Below are 24,296 nucleotides of genomic sequence, written 5' to 3' on the forward strand. Positions count from 1 at the left end.
GTACCTATAGTGAATTTTAACGGCGTGATGCTACGCATTCGCGGCAAAGTACAGGGCGTTGGCTTCAGGCCATTCGTCTGGCAACTGGCACAACTTCTCAAACTCACAGGCGATGTCTGCAATGACGGCGCCGGTGTGTTGGTGCGCCTGACTTCCCCCGCCGATGCGTTTATCACCCAGCTTCACGCCAAATGCCCGCCACTGGCGCGTATCGATAGCATTGAACAATCGACAATGCTGTGGGAAACACTCCCCCATGATTTCACCATTCGCCACAGCGCGAGCAGCTCGATGGACACGCAAATCGTTCCGGATGCCGCAACCTGTCCGGATTGCCTGCGCGAGCTGAATGACCCGCACGATCGTCGCTACCGTTATCCGTTTATCAACTGCACCCACTGTGGCCCGCGCTTTACGATAATTAATGCCATGCCCTATGACCGCCCAAACACGGTGATGGCTGCGTTCCCGCTCTGCCCGGCGTGCGAAAAAGAGTACCGCGACCCAATGGACCGCCGCTTCCATGCCCAGCCTGTCGCCTGCCCTGAGTGCGGGCCGCAAATTAGCTGGCAATGTGGCGAGCAAAAACTTGCGCGCGAAGAGGCGTTACAAGCAGCCATTGCAGCGTTAAAAGACGGGAAAATCGTCGCGATTAAAGGGCTGGGTGGGTTCCACCTGGCGGTTGATGCAAGCAACGATGCCGCCGTTTCGCGCTTACGCGCCCGCAAACATCGCCCTTCTAAACCGCTGGCTGTCATGCTGCCCGATTCGCACCGGTTGCCCGCAGAGGTAACGGCACAGCTCAACACGCCAGCGGCACCGATTGTGCTAATGGCGAAATCTGCTTTGCACGGGTTAAGCACGTTTATCGCCCCGGGCCTAAGCGAAGTTGGCGTGATGTTACCCGCCAACCCGCTACAACACCTTTTGATGCAGGATTTTGGCGGCCCGCTGGTGATGACATCCGGCAATTTAAACGGCAAACCGCCCGCCATAACCAATCAGCAGGCGGTTGAAGAGTTGGCTGAGATTGCCGACGGCTGGTTGCTGCACAACCGCGATATCGTCCAGCGCATGGATGATTCCGTGGTACGGGCAAACGGTGAGATGCTGCGTCGTGCCAGAGGTTTTGTGCCAGATGCACTTCCGTTACCCCCAGGTTTTGACGCACTGCCGCCAATTCTGGCGTTAGGCTCTGACCTGAAAAACACCTTCTGCTTGCTGCGCGGCAACAAGGCGGTGCTGAGCCAGCATCTGGGCGATCTCGCTGAAGAAGGCGTGGAACAGCAGTGGCAAAAAGCGCGCACGTTAATGTGTGAGGCTTATGATTTTAAAGCGCAACATGTCGCCATAGACGCGCATCCCGGCTACCACAGCTCCCGCATCGGGAAAGAAATGGGTTTGCCAGTGAGCACCGTTTTACATCATCACGCTCACGCGGTGGCGTGTATGGCTGAACACAACTGGCCACTGGATGGTGGCGATGTGATTGCCCTAACTCTTGATGGCATTGGTTATGGCGAGAACGACCAGCTGTGGGGCGGCGAATGCCTGCGGGTTAACTATCGCGACTGTGAACATCTCGGGGGCTTGCCTGCAGTGGCGCTGCCTGGTGGTGACCTCGCCGCTCGCCAGCCATGGCGTAACCTGCTCGCCCATTGCCTGGCGTTTGTACATGGCTGGCAACGCCACCCGGAAACGGCCGTCATTCGCGCACAAAACTGGCCATTGCTGGCCACTGCCATTGAACGTGGCATTAATGCGCCAGTCGCCTCCTCCACGGGCCGCCTTTTCGATGCCGCCGCAGCGGCGCTGCACTGCACGCCCTTACAGCAAAGCTATGAAGGGGAAGCCGCCTGCCGCTTCGAAGCACTGGCGTCACAAAGTCGCGGGTGCCTCCACCCCGTTACGCTGCCGGTTATCGCAGGCCAGCTCGACATGGCGACATTCTGGCAGCAGTGGTTGAGCTGGCATGATTGCGCGTCCGCTCGTGCCTGGGCATTTCATGACGCCCTGGCAAAAGGTTTTGCTGATTTAGCCCGCAGCCATGCGCAAAGGCTCGCCATAAAGACTCTCGTTTTCAGCGGCGGCGTGCTGCATAACCGCCTGATGCGCGAAAGATTTTCGTATCACCTAGCAGATTTCAACCTGCTCTTCCCGACACAGTTGCCTGCCGGTGACGGTGCCCTTGCATTGGGCCAGGCGCTTGTTGCCGCCGCCCGTATCACCCTTCCCCCACAAGGATAAAATGATGTTATTGCGTGTTCTTCGTGATAATCCGCGTGCCGCTGTTTTGTTGGTGGTTTTAGTCGCAGCCAATCTTGCCGCCTGGGCCTGGGCGCTGGTTTCGTTTCACCACAGCACCGCGCTGATGGCCGCCAGTCTCCTGGCCTGGTGCTACGGTTTGCGTCATGCGGTGGACGCCGACCATATCGCGGCAATTGATAACGTGACGCGCAAGATGATGCAGCAAGGGAAACGCCCGTTTGGTATCGGCGCCTGGTTCTCACTCGGCCATTCCAGCATTGTGGTGCTGGCGTCTATCGCGATTGCCGCAACCGCGGCGGCATTTCAAAATGATATGGACTGGTTCCATGATGTGGGCGGCGTGATTGGCACTGCCGTATCGGCGTGTTTCTTGCTGGCAATGGCGCTGGTCAATCTGGTGATTTTACGCGGCGTATGGCGCAATTTCCGTCAGTTAAAACGTGGCGAGTCGCTGTCGGCCGAAGACACCGATTTTAACGGCGGCGGCATGATGAGCTGGCTGTTCCGCTCCACGTTTAAGCTGATTAGCAAAAGCTGGCATATGTATCTGGTCGGTTTTTTGTTTGGTTTAGGGTTTGATACCGCAACAGAAATTGGCGTCTTGGGCATTTCTGCCGCCAGCGCATCCAGCGGGATGTCGATATGGTCGATTCTGGTGTTCCCAGCGCTGTTTGCCAGCGGCATGGCGCTGATTGATACGCTCGACAATATGATTATGGTTGGCGCTTATGGCTGGGCGTTTAACAAACCGCAGCGCAAGCTCTATTACAACATGACGATTACGGGCACATCCGTTGTGGTGGCGCTGTTTATTGGCGGCATGGAAGCGTTAGGGTTGTTAGCGGATAAATTCAACCTGCACTCCGGCATGTGGAAGTGGGTCGATGCGCTAAATGAAAACCTCGGCAATGCGGGCTTTATCGTGGTTGGGCTGTTTATTGGCTGCTGGATTGTGTCGATGCTGAACTACCGTTGGAAGGGGTACGATTCGTTGGTGGTTCGCTAGAGAATTGCAGAATAATGTCGGATGTCGCTCACGCTAATCCGACCTACGAAAACCATTGTAAGGTGGATTAGCGCAAGCGACATCCACCGTTACAATTCAATCAATTACCGCTTTCAGCCCACGCGCGTTCAATCTCTTCGGCAAGGATCTTCACTCCCGCTTCTATTTTCTCCGGCTCCGGCACATAGTTCATGCGCATGCACTGATGCGTGTGCGGCCACGGCTTATCAAGTCCTGGGAAGAAGTAATCCCCCGGCACCATCAATACACCGCGCTTTTTCAGGCGCTGATAAAGTAGCTCGGTCGAAATCGGCAGGTCTTTAAACCACAACCAAAGGAAAATCGCCCCCTCCGGTTTATGGATTAAGCAGCGTTCTGGCGATAAATAGCGACGAATAGTCGCGATCGTGTCCTGAACACGCTGGTAATAGAACGGTTTGATCACTGTTTCAGACAAGCGCAGCAAATCGTTACGCTTAATCATTTCAGTGGCCATTGCCGGGCCAACCCCGCCAGGAGCCAGGCTGATAATGCCGTTCATATTGGTGATAGCGGAAATGATTTTTTCATTGGCGATGATGATGCCACAGCGGCTACCCGGCAAGCCGAGCTTCGACAGACTCATGCAAAGGATAATGTTCGGATTCCACAGCGGGCGTGCCTCGGTGAAAATAATGCCCGGGAACGGTACGCCATATGCGTTATCAATCACCAGTGGAATACCGTGCTGGTGCGCCAGAGCGTCGAGTTTAATCAGCTCTTCATCGGTAATGACGTTGCCCGTCGGGTTGGTTGGGCGCGACACGCAAATCATGCCGGTATCCGGACCGATTTGCAGGTGTTCAAAATCGACGTGATATTTAAACTGGCCTTCTGGCAGCAGCTCGATATTTGGGCGCGTAGAGACGAACAGGTCTTCTTCAAGGCCTGAATCGGCATAACCGATGTACTCCGGAGCGAGCGGGAACAGGACTTTTTTAGTGCTGCCATCCGCATAACGACCCGCGAACAGATTAAACAAGTAGAAAAATGCGCTTTGGCTACCATTAGTCAGTGCAATATTCTGTGGAGCAATATCCCAACCTAATTCTGTACGCAGCATTTCTGCAAGCGCGCCAAGTAACTCACTTTTCCCCTGCGGACCGTCGTAATTGCATAGTGCATCGGTCATTTTCCCGTTTGCCAGCATGTCTGCCAGTAGATCCTGGAAGTAGTCGTTCATCGCAGGAATTTGGGCAGGATTACCGCCACCGAGCATAATAGCTCCAGGTGTGCGTAGGCCGTCGTTGAGGTCCTCCATCAGGCGTGTAATGCCTGCATGGCGGGTAAATTTGTCGCCGAAAAGTGAAAACGTCATAACGTAGAGGTCTTTGACTATCAAAAAGAGGCTAACCATAACGCCGGAGAAGACGCGGTGCAAACGCATTAAGGATAGTTGCAGTCATGGAATATGCTGCTTTAGATAAGATAAAAAGCATTAAGTACTGCGCTTCGCTTTGCGGCCTACAAGTGCATTTGTAGACCGGGTAAGCGAAGCGCCATTCGTTATTGATTCCCCGCCCAAACGACCATTACTTTGTCGCCTGCAGATTCACGGCTAAAGCCGTACCCTTGCTTCATGCTCAGTGTGTTCTGCATGCCCGCGCCAATTGCCGGGTGGCGGGCTCGGAACTGGCTGATTTTCTGCCAGTGCGACAAAGTGGCAACATTTTGCCCCCAGTTCATATCAGAACGAGTTCCCTGAAGCGGGTCAGAACCTGTCGGGCCAAATGGGCGCTCAGTCTCATCACCATAGAAAATCTGCACCGCACCAGGTGCCAGCAACAGCAATTCGGCCGCACGCTGACCGCCTTCGCGGAACAGGCGGGTATCATGCGAGGAAAGGTAGCTAAGCACATTGAAATCCTGCAACTTAGTCGCCATCTGCTGCCAGGTGAGATCGATGTCTGCCAGGCAATCCACCGCTTTTGCCGCTTGTTCCTGATAATCAAAATTGATCATCGCGTCAAAGCCGCTGTTGTAGTAATCGCTCCGCATCACGCCGTGGCCCCAGGACTCACCCGTCATCCAGAACGGCGCATCATCCAGCTTTTTATCTGGATTAGCTTTTTTCCATTCGGCCAGTGCAGTAACAGATTGCTCTTTAAGCTGCTGCCAGCCGGCTTTTTCGACATGCTTTGCCGTATCCACCCGGAATCCGTCGATGCCGTAATCACGCACCCATTGGCTCAGCCAATGCGTCAGATAATCTCGCACCGTAGCACCCGCCATTTCTTTTGCTTGGGTATCGGGTTTATTGCGATAAAAGATCGGCAAGCCCGCCGGTTGTGTGGATTCCGTTTTTAAATCTGGCAGGAAGGCCAACGACATGGTGAGGTCGTCAAATCCAGGGGAGTCGTAATTGCCAATATCGGTGCGAATCCAGTTTTTCCCCCACCAGTTTTGCCAGGCCGTTTTATCACCAAAGTTGATGTAATCATTAAAGGAGTGCCAGCTCTGGCCAGGGCCTGGTTTCCAGTCTGTCCAGTGCTTGCCGAGGGTTTTAGTCAGCTCGTCACCTTTAAGATACAGCGCACCAAAATCGTATTCCTGCATATCGGCAAGCGTTGCATAACCTGTATGGTTCATCACGATGTCGAACAAAATTCGAATGCCGCGTTTATGGGCTTCGTCTACCAGCGTACGTAGTTCATCCTCAGTCCCCATATTGGCATCGAGTTTTGTCCAGTCCATGGTGTAGTAACCGTGGTAGGCATAGTGTGGGAAATCCCCTTTTGTGCCGCCACCAACCCAACCGTGAATTTGCTCGAGAGGCGAGCTTATCCACAATGCGTTCACACCCAGTTGCTGTAGATAATCGAGTTTTTGGGTTAGTCCAGCCAGGTCACCACCGTGGAAGGTACCGATTTCCTGCATGCCATCTTTGTGGCGACCATAGCTGTTGTCGTTTTTCGGATTCCCATTCTCAAAGCGGTCAGTCAGCACAAAATAGACCGTGGCAGTGTGCCAGCTAAACGGAGCAGTCTGTTTGGTAGAGGCTGATTCCAGAAGCAGCAGGCCGTTGCTATTTGCCGCAGGCATCAGCGTAACCTGACCTTGTTTGACCGTTGTTGTAGCGCCGCTGTAGAAATCGCGGACCTCGCTACCTTCAGCAAAGGTTTTGCTGACATCCACTGTGAGCGGTTTACCATCCCATTTAGGGCACTGACGGGTAACATCAACAGGAGCGGCTTGTGCCTCGCTATTGACGCTCAGGATGAGCGTAGGAGTGCCACTGCGCGTATCAATTTGAACCCGATACTCTCCTTCACGAAATAAACGCCAGACGGGTGCTTCCCCTTCGCAAGGTTTAAGCGACAGCGCCTGGTTAAGTTTGATTGATTCTGCAGGTTGCCAGCATGACTGATCTGATTTAAGACTGAGCGGTAATATGCCTTTCGCAAGCTTACCTTCGCTCACAAATAGCCCTGGATTTTGCTCTTTAAACGCAGGTAAACCAGGAGCTGTCCAGGCGGCTTGTACCAGTCCAGGGAACAGGAGAAATAGCAGAGGTAATTTTTTCATAGGGTTAAGCCCGTGTTTATCTTTTATTCAGTTTGGCACTGTTTTAATTAACTGAATTCATCCTCAAAATGGATAGTTGGGGATGAGATAATAGGGTGAGTGACGGGGTTATCAGTTTGCTCAAATATGGGATAACCATCGCATATTACGATACTTTTTACCGTCATAAGAAGATCGTACGTGACATCAATTAAGAATCGGATTATTTATTTTGGTGCTCAGAAGGTCTAAATTTGTTAGTATCCGCGTTTACTTTATTCGAAACCTTTTATAAATAAGGCACTGGAAACGTAACGATCCGACCAGGAGATCTAATGATATCAACCCATTTCCGACGATTTGGGGCTGCGATACTTATGTTACTCACCTTCAGTTTTTCAACTGGGGTATTAGCAAGTAAACATGAGCCAAAATCGCATAAAGCCCATATAGTTAAGACCAAAAGCACAACGACACACAGTAAGAAATTGGTAAGTAGTAAAAAAGAGTATTCTCGCAATAGTGAAATTGCATCGCTCCCTGACTTGCGAAAATACCCTTCCGGAACACCTAGAAAAAAAGCGTTTCTCCGGACGGTCATGCCATATATTACTAGTCAAAATGCAGCGATTACTGCAGACCGTAACTGGTTGGTTTCTAAGCAGTATGAAAAACGCTGGTCACCATCAGAGCGTACTCGCTTGAAAGGAATTACCCAGCGCTACAAAATTGCGTGGAATGGTAATACTAAGCGTGTGCCGTGGAATACGCTGATGGAAAAAGTCGACATCATTCCTACCAACATGGTGGCAACGATGGCTGCAGCTGAAAGCGGCTGGGGTACGTCTAAACTTGCCCGTAGCAATAACAACTTGTTTGGTATGAAGTGCAGCAAGCGCCATTGCAACAGCGAACCAGGTAAAGTTAAAGGCTATTTGCATTACGATTCAGTTAAAGAAGGCGTTAACGCTTACGTAACAAATTTGAACACGCATCCGGCCTATAATTCCTTCCGTAAATCACGTGCGCAATTGCGTAAAGCGGATCAGGAAGTGACTGCCAGCAATATGATTCATAAGCTGAAAGGGTATTCTACAAAAGGTAGTAGCTATAACAATTACCTATTTGCGATGTACCAAACCAATCAGCGCTTTATGGCACCGAACTAATTAAAAAAATAGAATGTTAATAATAAGTAATAATTCACGCCTTCAATTCGAAGGCGTTTTTTTTGCTTAACTCATTCACTAAACCAATATTTCACTATGCCTTTCACGATGATCTTTCGGCGTTGAGTCATACTCTTTTTTAAATACCGAATAGAAATATTGCAGTGATGGGTAACCGCACATTTGCGATATTTCATTGATAGACAAAGACGTAGACACCAGCAAACTGCGCGCTTTTTCTAACTTTTCGGTGTGAATTATTGTATGAATCGTCTCACCAACTTCTTCTTTAAACCGCTTCTCGAGATTCGAACGCGAGATCCCTACAGCATCCAAAACTTGCTCAACTTTGATACCTTTACAGGCATGGTTTCGGATGTAGTGCATTGCCTGAATCACTGCGGGATCATGCAAAGAACGGTAATCCGTTGAACGGCGTTCAACCACACGCACCGGCGGCACCAGAATGCGTTGTAAAGCAAGTGGTTCATTGTCCATCAAACGATGCAACAACTTTGCGGCCTGGTAGCCCATCTGCCTTGTCCCCTGCGCAACCGATGAGAGCGCCACGCGCGATAGGTAACGCGTTAGTTCTTCGTTATCTATCCCAATCACACAGAGCTTCTCCGGCACAGGGATATGCAGATGTTCGCAAACTTGCAGCAGGTGACGTGCACGTGCATCCGTCACGGCAATAATCCCCGTTTGCGGAGGGAGTGTTTGCACCCAATCCGCCAGGCGGTTTTGCGCATGCTGCCAATTCTCGGGGGCCGTTTCTATACCCTGATAAACCACACCCCGGTATTTTTCTTTTGCCACAAGTTGGTTAAAAGCGTACTCACGCTCCATTGCCCAACGCTTGCCACTGGAGTTCGGCAAACCATAGAAGGCGAAACGTTGAACGCCCTTCTCTTTTAGATGCAAAAATGCACTTTCCACCAGGGCATGGTTGTCGGTAGCAATGTAATGTACGGGTGGATAGTGTTCTGGTAAATGGTAGGACCCTCCTACACCAACAATCGGAACATCCTCCCCATCTAATAAACGCTGGATTTCAGTATCATCAAAATCGGCAATCACGCCGTCGCCTAGCCACTCTTTGATGTTGTCGATGCGGGCACGAAAATCTTCTTCAATAAAAATGTCCCACTCAGATTGAGACGCCTGCAAATATTCTCCAACTCCCTCCACTACCTGGCGGTCGTAGGCTTTGTTGGCATTGAATAACAACGTAATGCGATGACGTTTCTCAAACATGCTTTTATTCCCTGATAACAAAACATTAAACTCAATACCACAATTGCAACAATGCCGGGAAACATCGCCCCGGCATTGTGAACATTTGCACACTTACGCTTTGCGTTTTGTTGCTGAATCCATCCACACAGCCAGCAATAAAATGGCACCTTTTACGATGTATTGCCAAAACGTAGGGACATCCATCATGCTCATGCCGTTATCCAGCGAAGCCATGATAAATGCCCCCATCACCGCCCCAGCAACGCTTCCCACACCGCCAGCAAGACTCGTACCGCCAATGACACATGCTGCAATGGCATCCAGTTCAGCAATGTTCCCGGCAGACGGAGAGCCAGCCCCCAATCGCGAGCTGAGAATTAACCCGGCAATCGCCACCATCAAACCGTTTATGGCAAACACCGCAAGCTTGGTGCGCTCCACATTTATACCCGATAGCCGCGCCGCCTCGATATTGCCGCCAATCGCGTAAATACGTCTGCCAAACGCTGTGCGAGTCGCCATAAACATTCCCGCTAGCAGTAATAACGTGAGGATCAGCACAGGTGTAGGTACGCCACGGTAATCATTGAGTAGCCAGATAGCCCCCAACACGATAACTGCTGTGATGGCTTGTCGCCCTACGACACCTGTGGAGGCGGGTGTTTCCAGCCCCAGAGCCTGGCGTCGAGTGCGCATCCGCCATTGCCAGGCAACAAAAATCACCAGCCCTAAAGTGCCAATACCAAAGCCAATACCATCTGGCAGGTAACTTTGCCCGATTTGCGACATCGCCGCACTGGTTGGCGACACGGTGGTGCCATTAGTAATACCAATCAGCACACCGCGAAACGCCAGCATCCCGGCAAGCGTCACGATAAATGACGGCACTTTGCGATACGCCACCCACCAACCGTTCCACGCACCTAAAACGAGGCCAAGAACCAGCGTTACGGCAATCGTGAGCGGTAAAGGCCAGCCCAGCCAGACATCAAAAATGGCGGCCACTCCGCCCAGCAGACCCATCATCGAGCCAACAGACAGATCGATTTCTGCCGAAATGATGACGAACACCATGCCGACCGCCAGAATCCCGGTGATCGCGGTTTGGCGTAACAAATTGGAGATATTTCTGGCACTGAGATAAGCGCCTTCGGTGGTCCAGGTAAAGAACAGCATAATCACCACAATCGCCGCGATCATGACAAAAACCTGGAGATTAAGTGCCCGCAGCCCGGCAAAAGGTGATGCCGCAGGTGCCGTGAGTTTCATTTCAGACGGATTACTTTTCGACATGCTTTTCGCTCCTCAGTGCAGCTTCCATAACCTGCTCCTGGGTCAGGTTATTATTAATCAGATTGGCTTTGATTCGCCCCTCATGCATCACCAGCACTCTGTCACTCAGGCCGAGCACTTCCGGCAATTCCGATGAGATAACAATGACCGCAATACCTTGCTGAACCAGCTGATTAATAAGTTTGTAGATTTCGTATTTCGCGCCGATATCAATGCCACGCGTGGGTTCGTCGAGAATCAAAATGCGTGGATTGAGAAGCAGGCAACGCGCAAGAATGGCTTTTTGCTGGTTGCCACCACTCAGGCGACCGATTGCCAATTCTGGTGATGACGTTTTAACTTTCAGTCGCCCAATCGATTGCAGAATGCAGTTTTGTTCGGCAGCGTCATCCAGGTGAGTTAACGCGCCAGAAAACTGGCTTAATGCGGCAAGTGTGATGTTTTGCCCAACAGCCATGACCGGCACGATGCCATCTTTTTTGCGATCTTCTGGCACCATCGCAATGCCGTGAGCTATCGCCTGCTGGCAATTGCCGATAGTGACCGGTTGATTATCAATGAAAATACGACCTTCAGACTTGCCCGGCCAGACGCCAAACAGACACTGCACAGCTTCGGTACGCCCTGCGCCGACCAAGCCTGCTATCCCAAGAATTTCACCTTTATGCAGTGAAAACGAAATGTCATTGACTCGCTTGATATGCCGATTGACCGGGTGCCAGGCAGTGAGGTGCTCAACGCGCAGCACTTCTTCACCAGTCTGATGCGGTTCATTAGGATAAAGCGCCGTAAGCTCGCGCCCCACCATCATGGTGATGATGTCTTCTTCACGCATCAATGCCGCATCCCGTGTACCAATCGGTTGCCCATCGCGGATAACGCAAATGGTGTCGGAAATAGCTTTCACTTCATTGAGTTTGTGGGAGATGTAAATACAGGCAATACCATGAGCCTGTAGATCACGAATAATTGCTAGTAGCACCCCAGTTTCTTGCTCAGTTAGTGATGCCGTAGGCTCATCCAGAATGAGTAAGCGCACTTGTTTATTAAGCGCTTTGGCAATTTCGACCAATTGCTGCTGCCCAAGCCCCAGTGAACCGACGCGCGTATCCGGGGAAATATTCAGGCTCACCTGCGCCAGCAATTTTTGGCAGCGCAGCGTCATGCTGTCGTAATCCAGCACGCCATATTGTGAAAGCTCAGCACCGAGGAAAATATTCTCGAGTACTGTTAAGTGTTTAACCAGAGCCAGCTCCTGGTGAATAATCGCAATACCTTTGCGTTCGGTATCGCGGATATGGCTCGCCTGAAGTTTTTCACCGGCGAACCATATGTCACCTTCGTAACTGCCGTAGGGATAGATACCGCACAGCACTTTCATCAGCGTGGATTTACCAGAGCCGTTTTCACCACAAAGGGACATCACTTCACCGGCATCCACCGCCAGGCTGACGTTATCCACTGCTTTCACAACGCCGAAAGCTTTGGTGATATTTTTCATTTCCAGTAAACAAGGCATGACCCCTCCTTACCTGCTTTAAAGGTATCGCCCGCGCAAAAAACACGGGCGGAGTGGGTTATAGCTCGTTCTTCTTGTGGAAACCGTCTGCCACAACGGTGCTATCGATATTGGCTTTATCGACTTCGATAGGTGTCAGTAGACGCGAGGGAACATCTTTAATGCCATTATTCAATACAGCATCAGATGCAGGTTGTTTGCCTTCTCCTAATTCCACGGCAATTTCAGCGGCGGTATTTGCCAATTTGGTGATGGGCTTATAGACCGTCATGGTTTGCGTACCGGCAATAATGCGCTTCACCCCGGCAAGGTCAGCATCCTGCCCGGAAATCGCCACTTTGCCAGCCAGACCCTGCGCACTTAACGCCTGTATTGCACCACCCGCAGTGGCATCATTTGATGCCACAACTGCATCAATTTTGTTGTTATTGGCGGTGAGGGCATTTTCCATAATTTTCAATGCATTCTCAGGCAGCCAACCATCAGCCCATTGGTCGCCGACAACCTTTATTTTCCCACTATCAATATAAGGTTTTAATACTTTCATCTGCCCGGCGCGGAACAGTTTTGCATTATTATCAACAGGCGAGCCACCCATTAAAAAATAATTACCAGAAGGCACTTTATTAACAATACTTTGCGCCTGCAATTCGCCGACTTTTTCATTATCGAAAGAGATATAATAGTCAATGTCGGCATTATTAATCATGCGATCATAAGCTAATACTTTTATCCCTTCTCTTTTTGCTTCGGCAATCACATTACTTAAAACCTGGCCGTTGTAAGGGATAATGACCAACACATCTACGCCACGGTTAATCATGTTTTCGATTTGCGACATTTGCGTTTCTTCGTTGCCATTAGCGGATTGTACAAAGACTTTCGCGCCCAACGATTCGGCTTTTTTAACAAAAATATCGCGGTCTTTCTGCCAGCGTTCAAGACGTAAATCATCGATTGCCATACCGATTTTAACTTCTTTAGCGATACCGCTGATGCTGGTAAGGACGAGCGAGGCACACAACGTTAGTAAAAGGTTCTTAATCTTCATTTTGTTATACCTGTAGGGTGGGATAAATCGGATTAAATATTATTAACATCTATCGACCGGGCAATTGTTGTCTGTGAATGGCAATCCAGCAATTACAGATTTTTATCTTCTCATTACGTTTTTTTGTTTAATTGTTAATTTATGATGGCGATCGTACTTTAATTTAGAAATCCATTTCATTGCGATATTTACTGGAATAATGCTCGAGTTGTTTTTTGGTTTATTTTCATCATTTTTTGCGAGATGGCGCACGTTTGAGCATTCTCTTAATCGCAGTGTGAAATAACGTAATTGAGCAACGTCGGAGGAAAATACAGGATAGTTACAGAATCTCTTACTTGCCGCCCCCCTCTTGATTATGATTACGGAGTCAATTATGCAAGCCTATTTCGACCAACTTGAACGTGTACGTTTTGAAGGTACTAAATCCACTAACCCTCTGGCCTTCCGCCACTACAATCCGGACGAAATTGTTCTGGGTAAACGCATGGAAGAGCACCTGCGTTTTGCCGCCTGTTACTGGCATAACTTCTGCTGGAACGGTGCCGACATGTTTGGTGCCGGTTCCTTTGAACGTCCATGGCAACAAGCAGGCGATGCATTAGGCCTGGCAAAACTGAAAGCGGATGTGGCGTTTGAATTCTTCCACAAACTGAATGTGCCGTATTACTGCTTCCATGATGTGGACGTATCGCCAGAAGGCGCGTCACTGAAAGAGTATCTGAACAACTTCGCACAAATGATCGACGTGCTGGCGCAAAAGCAGCAAGAAAGCGGTGTGAAATTGCTGTGGGGTACCGCTAACTGCTTCACCAATCCACGCTTTGGTGCGGGTGCGGCAACCAACCCGGATCCGGAAGTGTTTTCCTGGGCCGCCACGCAAGTGGTGACCGCGATGAACGCCACTCACAAACTGGGCGGTGAAAACTATGTGCTTTGGGGTGGTCGTGAAGGCTACGAATCCCTGCTCAATACCGATTTGCGTCAAGAACGCGAGCAAATTGGCCGCTTCTTGCAAATGGTCGTTGAGCACAAACACAAAATTGGTTTCCGTGGCACGTTGCTTATCGAACCAAAACCACAAGAACCAACGAAGCATCAGTACGATTACGATGTCGCCACGGTTTATGGTTTCCTGAAGCAATTTGGTCTGGAAAAAGAGATCAAAGTAAATATCGAAGCAAACCACGCAACACTTGCGGGTCACTCGTTCCATCACGAAATCGCCAGTGCTATTGCACTGGGCATCTTTGGTTCGGTTGATGCCAACCGTGGCGACCCGCAATTGGGCTGGGATACCGACCAGTTCCCAAATAGCGTGGAAGAAAACTCATTAGTGATGTACGAAATCCTGAAAGCAGGTGGTTTCACCACGGGCGGCCTGAACTTTGATGCCAAAGTGCGCCGCCAAAGCACCGATAAATACGATCTGTTCTATGGTCATATTGGGGCCATGGATGTGATGGCACTATCGCTGAAAATTGCGGCTCGTATGATTGAAGACGGTGAACTGGATAAACGCGTTGCGAAGCGTTATGCCGGTTGGAATGGTGAACTGGGCCAGCAAATTCTGAAAGGACAAATGTCTCTTGCGCAGATTGCACAGTACGCTGAGCAGCATAACCTGGCACCGCAGCATCAAAGCGGGCATCAGGAGCTACTGGAAAACCTGGTGAATCATTATCTTTTTGATCAATAAATTTAAGCCGTAGTCATGAAGTGCAACCTGTAGCGAATGCCCTAAATAATTCGAATTGCAGGACAAAAGGCTTCAGCATTTTGAACAGTGCTTGCGCTGGCCCCAACGGGGCGAGGCTCTGCCGAGTAACGCGGCAAAGGATCTCCCCCCTGAAACTTGAAGTATGACGGGCATATAAGTAGGAGTCGGTATGTACATAGGAATCGATCTCGGAACATCGGGTGTTAAAGCGATTTTGCTGGACGAGCAAGGCGAGGTGTTGGCATCACGCACTGAAACACTGACTGTTTCACGCCCCCACCCGTTGTGGTCTGAGCAAGATCCAGAGCACTGGTGGCAAGCGACAGACAGAGCAATGAAAGCACTTGGCGAGCAGCATTCTCTTCAGGGCGTGAAAGCGCTGGGGATTGCCGGGCAAATGCATGGCGCAACCCTGCTTGATAAACAGCAGAACGTTTTACGCCCGGCGATTTTGTGGAACGATGGCCGCTGCGGTGAAGAATGTGCGCTGCTGGAAGCCGCCGTACCAGAATCTCGCAAGATTACCGGCAACCTGATGATGCCAGGTTTTACTGCGCCGAAGCTGCTATGGGTTCAACGCCATGAGCCTGAGGTTTTCGCGCAAATAGATAAAGTCCTGTTACCGAAAGATTACCTGCGTTTGCGCATGACCGGTGTGTTCGCCAGCGATATGTCCGATGCGGCAGGCACCATGTGGCTGGATGTCGCGAAGCGCGACTGGAGCGACAAAATGCTCGACGCCTGCCAGCTGAGCCGCCAGCAAATGCCTGAATTATTCGAAGGCAGTGAAATCACCGGCAAGCTGAAAGAAGACGTGGCTAAGGCCTGGAATATGTCCGCTGTGCCAGTTGTTGCAGGCGGTGGGGATAACGCCGCAGGGGCTGTTGGCGTAGGCATGATGGATGTCGGCCAGGCAATGTTGTCGCTGGGCACATCTGGCGTTTACTTTGCCGTTAGCGATGGCTTTCGCAGTAAGCCTGAAAGCGCCGTACACAGTTTCTGCCACGCGCTGCCAAACCGCTGGCACTTGATGTCCGTGATGCTAAGCGCCGCATCCTGCCTTGACTGGGCTGCAAAACTCACCGGGTTAGATACCGTTCCGGCATTACTGGCAGCTGCTGAAAAAGCGAATGAGGAAGCGGGCGATGTGTGGTTCCTGCCGTATCTTTCCGGCGAGCGCACTCCGCATAACAATCCTCAGGCAAAAGGGGTTTTCTTTGGCCTGACACATCAACATGGCCCGGCAGAGTTGGCTCGTGCAGTGCTTGAGGGGGTCGGTTATGCGCTGGCTGAAGGTATGGACGTGGTGCATTCCTGTGGGGTAACGCCGCAAAGCGTGACGCTAATCGGTGGCGGTGCGCGTAGCCCGTACTGGCGTCAAATGCTGGCAGATATTAGTGGGCAAACGCTGGATTACCGTACCGGAGGTGATGTTGGCCCAGCGTTGGGTGCGGCGCGTCTGGCTCAAATCGCCATGTCACCAGATAAACCTTTGCAATCAATGCTTGCGCAGTTACCGCTTGAGCAGCAACACAAGCCAGATATGGCACGCCATGAGCGTTACAAAACTCGCCGTAAAGTGTTTAGCCAGATTTATCAGCAGCTTTTGCCGTTGATGTCATAGAGATATTTTGCTGGGCGGTGATGTGCCCGCCCAGTAAATGTCGGATGTCGCTGCGCTAATCCGACCTACGGAAAACAGTTGTTGGGTGGATTAGCGTTAGCGATATCCACCTCGAATGCTTAAGACAGCAGCGAGAACGCAATCATCCCAACAACCGCACCCGTGGTGCCGAGGATGGTTTCCATCATGGTCCAGGTCTTCAGGGTTTGCCCTTCGGTTGCACCAGTGAATTTACCAAACAACCAGAAACCAGCGTCGTTAACATGGCTCACAACAATAGAACCACCCGCGATACAAATCGACAAAGCAGCCATTTGTGCGCCGTTATAGTTCAGCTGCTCAATAACCGGCATCACAAGACCAACGGCGGTCAGGCAAGCAACCGTTGCTGAACCCTGAATAATGCGAACCGCAGCAGCCAGCACAAAACAGGTTAAAGCAATGGGCAAACCTAAACCCGTCAGTGCTTCGCCCAGTGCAGGGCCAACGCCAGAATCCACCAGCACTTGTTTAAACACCCCGCCCGCACCGATAACCAGCAAGATAATGCCAGCCGGTTGCAGCGCGTGGCCGCAGATTTCCATGACCTTTTCTTTCGCCATTCCCTGACGATATGCCAGGCCATAAATAGCCACCAGACACGCCACCAGAATCGCGGTGAACGGATGACCAATAAACTCAAGCCATTCGTACAGCGTGGAACCCTGTTCGACGAAACGTGCAGCAATGGTTTTCATGCCAACCAGCACCAGCGGCAGCAGAATAAGCGACAGGCTGAAGCCGAACGATGGCAGTTTGCCTTCGCCCAGATGCGGTTCGGTGATGTCGTCAGGAATATGCAGTTCGACGTATTTACTGATGAAGTTACCAAACAACGGCCCGGCGATAATCATACTTGGAATGGCGGCGCACAGGCCTAGCAGAATCATCCAGCCAAAGTCGGCGTGCATTTGGGAAGCCAGCAACATGGGTGCAGGCCCTGGCAGCAGAAACGCTGCGGCAGCGGCGACACCTGCGAACAGAGGAATAACTAATTTGACCAGGTTTGTTCCGGTATGACGGGCCATAGAAAACGCCACGCTAATCAGCAGAACAATGGCAACTTCGAAGAACAACGGTAGCGCACAAATTAAACCCGCGAGGCCAATCGCGTAATGTGCGCGACTCTTGCCAAAAGCCTTCAGCATTTTGACGGCTATCTGATCTACGGCACCTGTTTCATGAAGAATCTTGCCAAACATCGCACCGAGTGCGACGACGATGGCCAGAAATCCAAGTGTGCCACCCATGCCTTTTTCCATGGTTGCCGCGATTTTATCGAGCGGCATCCCGGAAAATATCCCTGCACCAATTGAAACCACCATCAAAGCGACGAAGGCATGCATACGAGCCTTCATCACTAAAAACAGCAGCAGTAAAACCGAACCTACTGCTGTTAAAACAAGTGTTAATGTACTCACTGCGCACTGCCTTCATTAATCACATCAATAGTGCTGGCCACCACGCCTTCCAGCGTTTGGTCAATATCCACCACCAGAACATCAGGTTCATCAGCTTTTGGTTCTTCCAGCGTTTCAAACTGAGTGACCAACATCTGAGTTTTGAAGAAGTGACCTTTACGTGCTTTCAGACGGTTTTCAATGACTTCAAAATCCCCTTTCATGTAGATGAAAGAGAGATTTGGGTTACCGTCGCGCAATTGGTCGCGATAAACCTTTTTCAGTGCGGAGCAAACAATGAGGGAGACTTTATTGGTGCGTTGCATGGCGAAAGCCGCGTCATTTAACGCTTGCAGCCATGGTTTGCGGTCTTCATCGTTGAGCGGCTCACCGGATGCCATTTTCATGATATTGCAGCGAGGATGAAGGAAGTCACCGTCAAGGAACGCGGCTTTGAGTTGATGTGCTACTTCACTTGCAACAGCAGATTTACCGCTGCCAGAAACGCCCATCAGGACGTAGATATGGTGGTCATGGTTGGTAGTGCTCATAGCGTAGCTCCGACTGTTATACCCTTCATTCTTCAAGCTACCTCTTTGTTGGCTGCGTTCACTCGTCCGAATCACTTAGTTTACTAAGTTCATCGGAACTCCTTCTCTTGCCGCCGCGATGCAACTCGAATTATTTTGGGAATATTAAAACTGTTACGGGTAACTGTTATCGGTAACATTGTCTAAGCTGATTGCGCAATAAGCAATAACCATTAGCTTGCAAAGCGTATAATTGTGAACCAAATCAAAAAATACTGCCATTCCCCCTAAATAATTCGAGGTGCAGGAAGGCCGTAAGTCCCCAGGAACATAGATAACTATGTGACTGGGGCGCGCGGGTGCAGCTAACACACCTGCACCTTGAAGTATGACGGGGGAATTAAATTGAACCGCCGGGAGAGAGAGTAAAACCTAAATCTAACATCTGCGGCGTAACAGTTTCGCCACGTATCCGCGCCAGCAAACGCTCAGCACCAATACGCCCCATACGTTCACGCGGCGTCAGTACGCTGGCAAGACGCGGTTCCATTACCTGCCCAATATCGTGGCCGTGGAAACCGGCAATCGCCATATCTTTTGGAATACTCAAGCCCTGACGCTGGCATTCAAATGCCGCACCGATGGCTAAGTCATCGTTAGTACAGAAGATGCTGTCGAGCTGCGGATATTCACGCCTGGCCTGACGGAACAATTCAATACCGGTGGAATATGAGGAGGAGTTTTCGACCATTACACTATATGGCACAAGGCCGGCATCGTTCATCGCCTGCTCATAGCCTTTTTTCTTAATCACAGTACGTTCATCAAGACGTGCACCGAGATACGCTACATGGCGGTGGCCACGCGCAATAATGGCGGCAGTCATCTGGCGTGCTGCTTCGAAGTTATCAAACCCTACGGCAATATCCAGGCACGGCGAAATGCTGTCCATCAATTCAACAACTGGGATACCCGCCACTTCAATCATTTTTAAGGTGCGCGGAGTATGGGTACGCTCGGTAAGGATAAGACCGTCGATATTCCAGGAAAGCATTGATTCCAGACGCTCTTCTTCCAACTCCGGTTTGTAGCCGTAGTGAGCAAGCATGGTCTGGTAGCCGTAAGCATCGACAACGTTTTCAATACCACGAAGCACTTCAGCGAAAACCTGGTTGGTAAGCGAAGGCAATAACACGCCGATTGCGCGACTGGTAGAATTGGAGAGGATGTCTGGTGCGCGGTTCGGAATATAGCCAAGTTCATCAAGGGCTGCGGCAATTTTTACCTGTAACGCAGCGGAAACCTGGTCAGGGTTACGCAAAAAGCGACTGACCGTCATTTTGGTTATGCCAACGCGGTCTGCAACGTCCTGTAATACCGGTCTTTTCTTTTTCATTGTCCTGCTGTGCGGGTTAACTATCGACAACGAAGTTTAGCACGGACAAAGCACAACCTTCCCCTGTTTCCGAGGAAGGTTGTGACCGGTAATTATGCATTTAAATACCCAAAATCATTCGGGGTGCAGCAAGGCGGCAAGGAAATAAGTCCCCGGGAGCTTACTAAAGTAAGTGACTGGGGCGAATTTACGTAGCCAACACCGCTGCAACCTGAAGGATGACGGGTATTAGACTGGAGGTAAATCGAACAAAAGAATCTCACTTTCACTATTGGCATGAATCGAAATCGCTTGTTCATCCCACACGGCGATAGCATCGCTGGTTTTGGCCTGAGTGCCATTAATCGACACATCACCTTTCACGACCTGAATCCAGATACGGCGTTCAGCCGGAATCTGATAAACAGATTGTTCGTCTTTCGCCAGCGCCCAACGCGACAGTTCCATATCCTGATTCACCAGCAAGGAACCCTCACGTGCATCCGGTGAAAGCACCAGTTGGCGGCCTTGCGGTGCATCGAAACGACGTTGGTCGTAACGCGGCGTGATGCCAGTTTTGTCTGGAATGATCCAGATTTGGTACAAACGCAGGCGCTCAGTCTTGCTTGGGTTGTACTCGGAGTGAGTAATCCCGGTGCCGGCGCTCATAATCTGGAACTCACCCGCAGGAACCTTCTCTTCATTCCCCATGCTGTCCCGGTGTGCAACCGCGCCTTCCAGCACATAGGTCAGGATTTCCATGTCCTTGTGCGGATGGGTACCGAATCCTTCTCCAGCGTCCACTACGTCTTCGTTAATCACACGTAATGCCGAGAAACCCATGAAATTGGCATCGTAATAGTTAGCGAATGAGAAGGTGTGCCAGCTATCCAACCAACCATGATTCGCATGACCACGTTCTTCAGCTTTTCTTAAAAAGATCATCTTCATTTCTCCGCAATTCGTTTGATGGGCTAAGTGTGGACCCGAATCGGAAATGATCATAGAGGGTGAAAATTGACGCCTCTGTTCAAAAAAAGTGAACGAGTCAGAGGCGTAAAATTTCTGGTTAAGCGAGGGTCACAGTAGAAGGTGCAGCTTGCTCGAAACCACGTTCGAGGATCTCAAGGTTGGTTAATGCTTCAATTTCTCTGACGTAATTTGGCCTGCCGTTAACAATGGTTTCGTACAGTGCGTCGTATACACGCCCGTAGTCTCCCGCTTCCGGTTTCAGCTCTTCGCGCACGGTTTCGCCCACGTCGTTGACATATTCAAGCACGCCTACGCTGCTGTCTGCAGCAAAGCCCGGTTCACCCGGCATGATGTAAGCCTTGAGGCTGGTTTCTTGCTGGTCGATGCCGAACTTAATGAACGAACCTTTGGTGCCGTGAACCAGGAATTTCGGGTAATCGATTTTAACTAAATGGCTGGTTTTGACGATGGCTTTCATATCGCCATAGAAAAGCTGCGCTTCAAAAGTATCGTCCGGGTTGGCTTTATTACGCACGCTACGAATATCGTAGGCAACGTGATCGGGGCGGCCAAACAGCGAGATGATTTGGTCCATGGTATGCACACCGAGGCCATAGAACGCACCATCTGCCGGCAGCCCTGGTTTAGTTTCCGCAACCGGGCGATACATATCAAAGTGACTTTCAATTTCAACGATATCGCCAAGTTTTCCGCTTTCGATGGTTTTTTTCATCGTCAGGAAACAGGAGTCAAAACGGCGATTCTGGTAAGGCGTGACGGTCAGCCCTTTGGCTTTCGCCAGTTCGAACAACTCTTTGGCTTCAGCAAGTGTTGGGGTAAACGGTTTTTCCACCAGCACATTTTTGCCTGCTTCCAGCGCGCGTTTCGCGTAATCAAAGTGGCTATCCGCGTGGGTGCAAACCACCACCAGCTTGACCTGCGGGTCGTTCAGCACTTCGTCCAGATCGCTGGTGAAATGAATGTGGTTATATTCCGGCTGCTGCTCGATATCCGGCTTTTCATTGCGGCGGAAAATATGGGCAACGTGGAATTTATCTTTGCGGACCAGAACGTAAGGGAGGTGGTAACGCGTGGTACTTTTGCCAAAACCTATAAAAGCGCAGTGTAGGGTCATTGCTTCGTCCTTTTTGACTTTGAATTGCAATTACCATACTTGAGTCTTTGGCGGATGTCGCGGCGCTAAGCCGTCCTACGAAAACAATGTTTTTATAATAAAGATCGAGGGTTTTGCCCAAATTAGTTGGAGTTGTAGCAAGGCGGCAAGGGAACGAATCCCGATGAGCTTACTTATGTAAGTGATTCGGGTGAGTGAGTGCAGCCAACACAGCTACAGCTTCAAATAAGCAGGGCAAAAAAAAGCCAGCACAAGGCTGGCTAAAGTAATACTGGAAGCAATGTGAGCAATGTCGTGCTTTCAGGATGTCTCCGTAGGGGTCTCCCCTGAACGCATGGCAATAATAATCATTATCATTCGCACTTGTCTACTTTTTTTTAGAAAAAATTGGCAGTTGACGAAAATTAAAAAGTCAATAATGTTGAAGGGGTTACCTAACCAATTGAGGATAAAAGGAATGAGTGAAATCGTAGTTCGTCACGCGGAAATCGGAGATTTAGAATCCCTGCAGCAAATTTATGCCCAGCCTGCGCTATACCGTGACACGCTACATATTCCTCATCCTCCGCTAAAACTGTTCATCGATCGGATGGCCGACCTGAAGCCAGGCAGCCGTAACCTGGTCGCATGTATTGATGGCAAAGTTGTTGGCCAGCTTATGTTGATGGTTGAGCAGTCTGCGCGACGTAGCCACGTCGCGACATTTGGTATGGGTGTAGATAGCAACTATCAAGGCAGAGGCGTTGCCAGCGCGCTTATGGCCGCGATGACCGACCTGTGTGATAACTGGCTGCGTATCGACCGTATTGAGCTGACAGTGTTTGTTGATAATGCACCTGCACTCTCGGTTTACCGCAAATTCGGCTTTGAGATTGAAGGCACAGGCAAAAACTTCGCGTTACGTGATGGGCAGTATGTGGATGCGTATTATATGGCGCGCCACAAAGTGAACATGCAGTAAAGGCCACGGGGGAGTTCACCTCCCCCGCTTAATTTATTCTTTTACCAGTACAGCCTGCTCACGGTAGTTGTGTGGAAAGTACTGCTGCAATTCTTTAATTTTCGGCAAATCATTCACCACAATGTACGGGTGATTCGGATTGTCGTTTAAGAAGTTTTGATGGTAAGCCTCCGCCGGATAAAAATGCCCACTACTTTCCACTTTCGTCACTATCGGCTTGCTGTAACTATGGCTGCCATTCAGTTGTGCGATATACGCTTTCACCACTTCGGACTGCTGCGCATTCATCGGAAACACAGCTGAACGATATTGCGTTCCGGTATCCGGACCTTGTCTATTTAGTTCGGTTGGATTATGGCCAACAGAAAAGAAGATATGCAGCAATTCACCGTACGTCACCTGAGTTGAGTCGTAAGTGACCTGGACAGTTTCCGCATGGCCCGTATCGCCATTACTAACCTGATCGTAATTCGCGGTCTGCGCATCGCCACCAGCATAGCCAGATACTGCGTTAGTCACACCTTTAACGTGCTGGAATACACCCTGAATTCCCCAGAAGCAGCCACCAGAGAACAACGCAGTTTCGCTGTGTGATGAGCCAGGTGCTTCATCGCGTGCAGGCGCGGGAATAACCACAGCGGGTTCAGCTCCTCCCATCGACCAGGCACTGCTCTGAAAGGCAAACGCGGATACCGCCACCAGGCCCACAATTAAGCTGTAATTACGCAGAGACAGAATACTTTTTCGGTTAATTTTCATGGAGAGACTCACTTACAGGTTATGCCTGACTTAAACCGCTTTTGGAGTAAATATCATCGCCAACCCATTCATGCAGTAGCGCAAGCCCGTGGGTTTTGGGCCATCATCAAATACATGCCCGAGATGCCCACCGCAGCGGCGGCAGTGCACTTCGTCGCGCACCATACCCAACGAAATATCCCGGCTGGTGAGTGCTGCATTGGGTAAAGGCTGCCAGAAACTCGGCCAACCTGTATGGCTGTCGAATTTAGTCTCTGAAGAAAAAAGGGGAAGCTTGCATCCGGCGCAGGAAAATTCACCCTTGCGGTGCTCATCATTCAATGGGCTGGTATAGGGCCGCTCGGTGCCCGCTTCGCGCAAAATATAAAATTGCGCGTCACTTAAGCGTTGATGCCACTGGGCATCTGTTAGCGTGAATTCAAATTTTTCAGCCAATGCCTGCGCAACAGCTTTGCGGGAAAACAGCGATGGTAACAACCCCATCAACGCCACGCCTGAAACCACACTACTTCCCAGCAGGAAATTACGTCGGTTGATCATCATTACCTCAACTTTTCCAGTATCTGATGTCACCAAACTACAAAAGAACAAGTCTCCGAATCCTCCCGAAAGATTAAACTTTTTGAGACAACTGGAGTTATCAGCGCCGAGATGAGTAATGAAAGGAATAGTCTGCGAAAACACCACTCCCCA

General features: G+C 50.4%; 19 protein-coding genes. 6 read left to right on the forward strand and 13 right to left on the reverse strand.

The window, feature by feature from the left end:
- The first annotated feature begins 27 nt into the window (after positions 1-27).
- Both hypF and EDF88_RS16120 read left to right on the forward strand, forming a co-directional pair.
- A complete protein-coding gene (gene hypF, locus EDF88_RS16115) occupies positions 28-2,247 on the forward strand; it encodes a carbamoyltransferase HypF (RefSeq protein WP_134186037.1) in 2,220 nt (739 codons plus the stop codon).
- Between the two features lie 4 nt (positions 2,248-2,251).
- Positions 2,252-3,274, forward strand: a complete 1,023-nt coding sequence (locus EDF88_RS16120) for a HoxN/HupN/NixA family nickel/cobalt transporter (protein ID WP_134186039.1) — start codon at positions 2,252-2,254, stop codon at positions 3,272-3,274.
- Between the two features lie 100 nt (positions 3,275-3,374).
- Here EDF88_RS16120 and avtA read toward each other — a convergent pair whose 3' ends face one another.
- Positions 3,375-4,631 (reverse strand): valine--pyruvate transaminase, encoded by a 1,257-nt coding sequence (gene avtA / locus EDF88_RS16125; RefSeq protein WP_134185815.1) that lies wholly within the window; start codon positions 4,629-4,631, stop codon positions 3,375-3,377.
- 188 nt (positions 4,632-4,819) lie between these two features.
- Positions 4,820-6,838 carry an alpha-amylase gene (locus EDF88_RS16130; RefSeq protein WP_134185817.1) on the reverse strand — a complete coding sequence of 673 codons (2,019 nt, stop codon included), beginning with the start codon at positions 6,836-6,838 and terminating at the stop codon, positions 4,820-4,822.
- A 314-nt stretch (positions 6,839-7,152) separates the two neighbouring features.
- Between EDF88_RS16130 and EDF88_RS16135 the strand changes: the two genes are divergently transcribed.
- On the forward strand, positions 7,153-7,986 hold the full coding sequence (locus tag EDF88_RS16135) for a protein bax (RefSeq protein WP_034460478.1): 834 nt from the start codon (positions 7,153-7,155) through the stop codon (positions 7,984-7,986).
- 78 nt (positions 7,987-8,064) lie between these two features.
- Here EDF88_RS16135 and xylR read toward each other — a convergent pair whose 3' ends face one another.
- From xylR to xylF, 4 genes are all read right to left on the reverse strand, one after another.
- Positions 8,065-9,243 (reverse strand): D-xylose utilization transcriptional activator XylR, encoded by a 1,179-nt coding sequence (gene xylR, locus EDF88_RS16140; protein WP_134185820.1) that lies wholly within the window; start codon positions 9,241-9,243, stop codon positions 8,065-8,067.
- A 93-nt stretch (positions 9,244-9,336) separates the two neighbouring features.
- Positions 9,337-10,518, reverse strand: coding sequence for a xylose ABC transporter permease XylH (gene xylH, locus EDF88_RS16145; RefSeq protein ID WP_134185822.1), 1,182 nt, complete (start codon positions 10,516-10,518; stop codon positions 9,337-9,339).
- Positions 10,505-12,037 (reverse strand): xylose ABC transporter ATP-binding protein, encoded by a 1,533-nt coding sequence (locus EDF88_RS16150; RefSeq protein WP_134185824.1) that lies wholly within the window; start codon positions 12,035-12,037, stop codon positions 10,505-10,507. Before EDF88_RS16150 ends, xylH begins: the two co-directional genes overlap by 14 nt.
- Before the next feature lie 58 nt (positions 12,038-12,095).
- Entirely contained in the window at positions 12,096-13,088 is a 993-nt protein-coding gene (xylF, locus tag EDF88_RS16155; protein ID WP_064514601.1) for a D-xylose ABC transporter substrate-binding protein, read from the reverse strand.
- Positions 13,089-13,464: 376 nt separating this feature from the next.
- Here xylF and xylA point away from each other — a divergent pair, with 376 nt between their 5' ends.
- Positions 13,465-14,787 carry a xylose isomerase gene (gene xylA, locus EDF88_RS16160; RefSeq protein ID WP_134185826.1) on the forward strand — a complete coding sequence of 441 codons (1,323 nt, stop codon included), beginning with the start codon at positions 13,465-13,467 and terminating at the stop codon, positions 14,785-14,787.
- 190 nt (positions 14,788-14,977) lie between these two features.
- Complete coding sequence (gene xylB, locus EDF88_RS16165) at positions 14,978-16,432, forward strand: xylulokinase (protein WP_134185828.1); 1,455 nt, start codon at positions 14,978-14,980, stop codon at positions 16,430-16,432.
- A 119-nt stretch (positions 16,433-16,551) separates the two neighbouring features.
- Here the strand turns inward: xylB and gntU are convergent, their stop codons facing one another.
- From gntU to EDF88_RS16190, 5 genes are all read right to left on the reverse strand, one after another.
- The gene (gntU, locus tag EDF88_RS16170) at positions 16,552-17,892 is read right to left on the reverse strand and encodes a gluconate transporter (RefSeq protein WP_064514606.1); all 1,341 of its coding nucleotides are present in this window, start codon (positions 17,890-17,892) and stop codon (positions 16,552-16,554) included.
- A complete protein-coding gene (gntK, locus tag EDF88_RS16175; RefSeq protein ID WP_064514608.1) occupies positions 17,889-18,422 on the reverse strand; it encodes a gluconokinase in 534 nt (177 codons plus the stop codon). The genes gntU and gntK overlap by 4 nt, the downstream gene beginning before the upstream one ends.
- Positions 18,423-18,801: 379 nt before the next feature.
- Positions 18,802-19,797 (reverse strand): gluconate operon transcriptional repressor GntR, encoded by a 996-nt coding sequence (gene gntR, locus EDF88_RS16180; protein WP_064514609.1) that lies wholly within the window; start codon positions 19,795-19,797, stop codon positions 18,802-18,804.
- A gap of 228 nt (positions 19,798-20,025) precedes the next feature.
- Positions 20,026-20,721, reverse strand: coding sequence for a pirin family protein (locus tag EDF88_RS16185; protein ID WP_134185830.1), 696 nt, complete (start codon positions 20,719-20,721; stop codon positions 20,026-20,028).
- 124 nt (positions 20,722-20,845) lie between these two features.
- On the reverse strand, positions 20,846-21,883 hold the full coding sequence (locus EDF88_RS16190; RefSeq protein ID WP_134185832.1) for an oxidoreductase: 1,038 nt from the start codon (positions 21,881-21,883) through the stop codon (positions 20,846-20,848).
- Between the two features lie 457 nt (positions 21,884-22,340).
- On the opposite strand from EDF88_RS16190, the gene yhhY reads away from it, so the two are divergent.
- Complete coding sequence (gene yhhY / locus EDF88_RS16195; RefSeq protein WP_134185834.1) at positions 22,341-22,844, forward strand: N-acetyltransferase; 504 nt, start codon at positions 22,341-22,343, stop codon at positions 22,842-22,844.
- Between the two features lie 33 nt (positions 22,845-22,877).
- Here the strand turns inward: yhhY and msrA are convergent, their stop codons facing one another.
- Both msrA and msrB read right to left on the reverse strand, forming a co-directional pair.
- Positions 22,878-23,603: a peptide-methionine (S)-S-oxide reductase MsrA gene (gene msrA, locus EDF88_RS16200; protein ID WP_134185836.1), complete on the reverse strand. Its 726-nt coding sequence runs from the start codon at positions 23,601-23,603 to the stop codon at positions 22,878-22,880.
- A gap of 30 nt (positions 23,604-23,633) precedes the next feature.
- The gene (msrB, locus tag EDF88_RS16205) at positions 23,634-24,287 is read right to left on the reverse strand and encodes a peptide-methionine (R)-S-oxide reductase MsrB (RefSeq protein WP_243839627.1); all 654 of its coding nucleotides are present in this window, start codon (positions 24,285-24,287) and stop codon (positions 23,634-23,636) included.
- Positions 24,288-24,296 lie beyond the last annotated feature (9 nt).

Source organism: Buttiauxella sp. BIGb0552, assembly GCF_004366275.1.
In the GTDB taxonomy this organism is placed as follows: domain Bacteria; phylum Pseudomonadota; class Gammaproteobacteria; order Enterobacterales; family Enterobacteriaceae; genus Buttiauxella; species Buttiauxella gaviniae.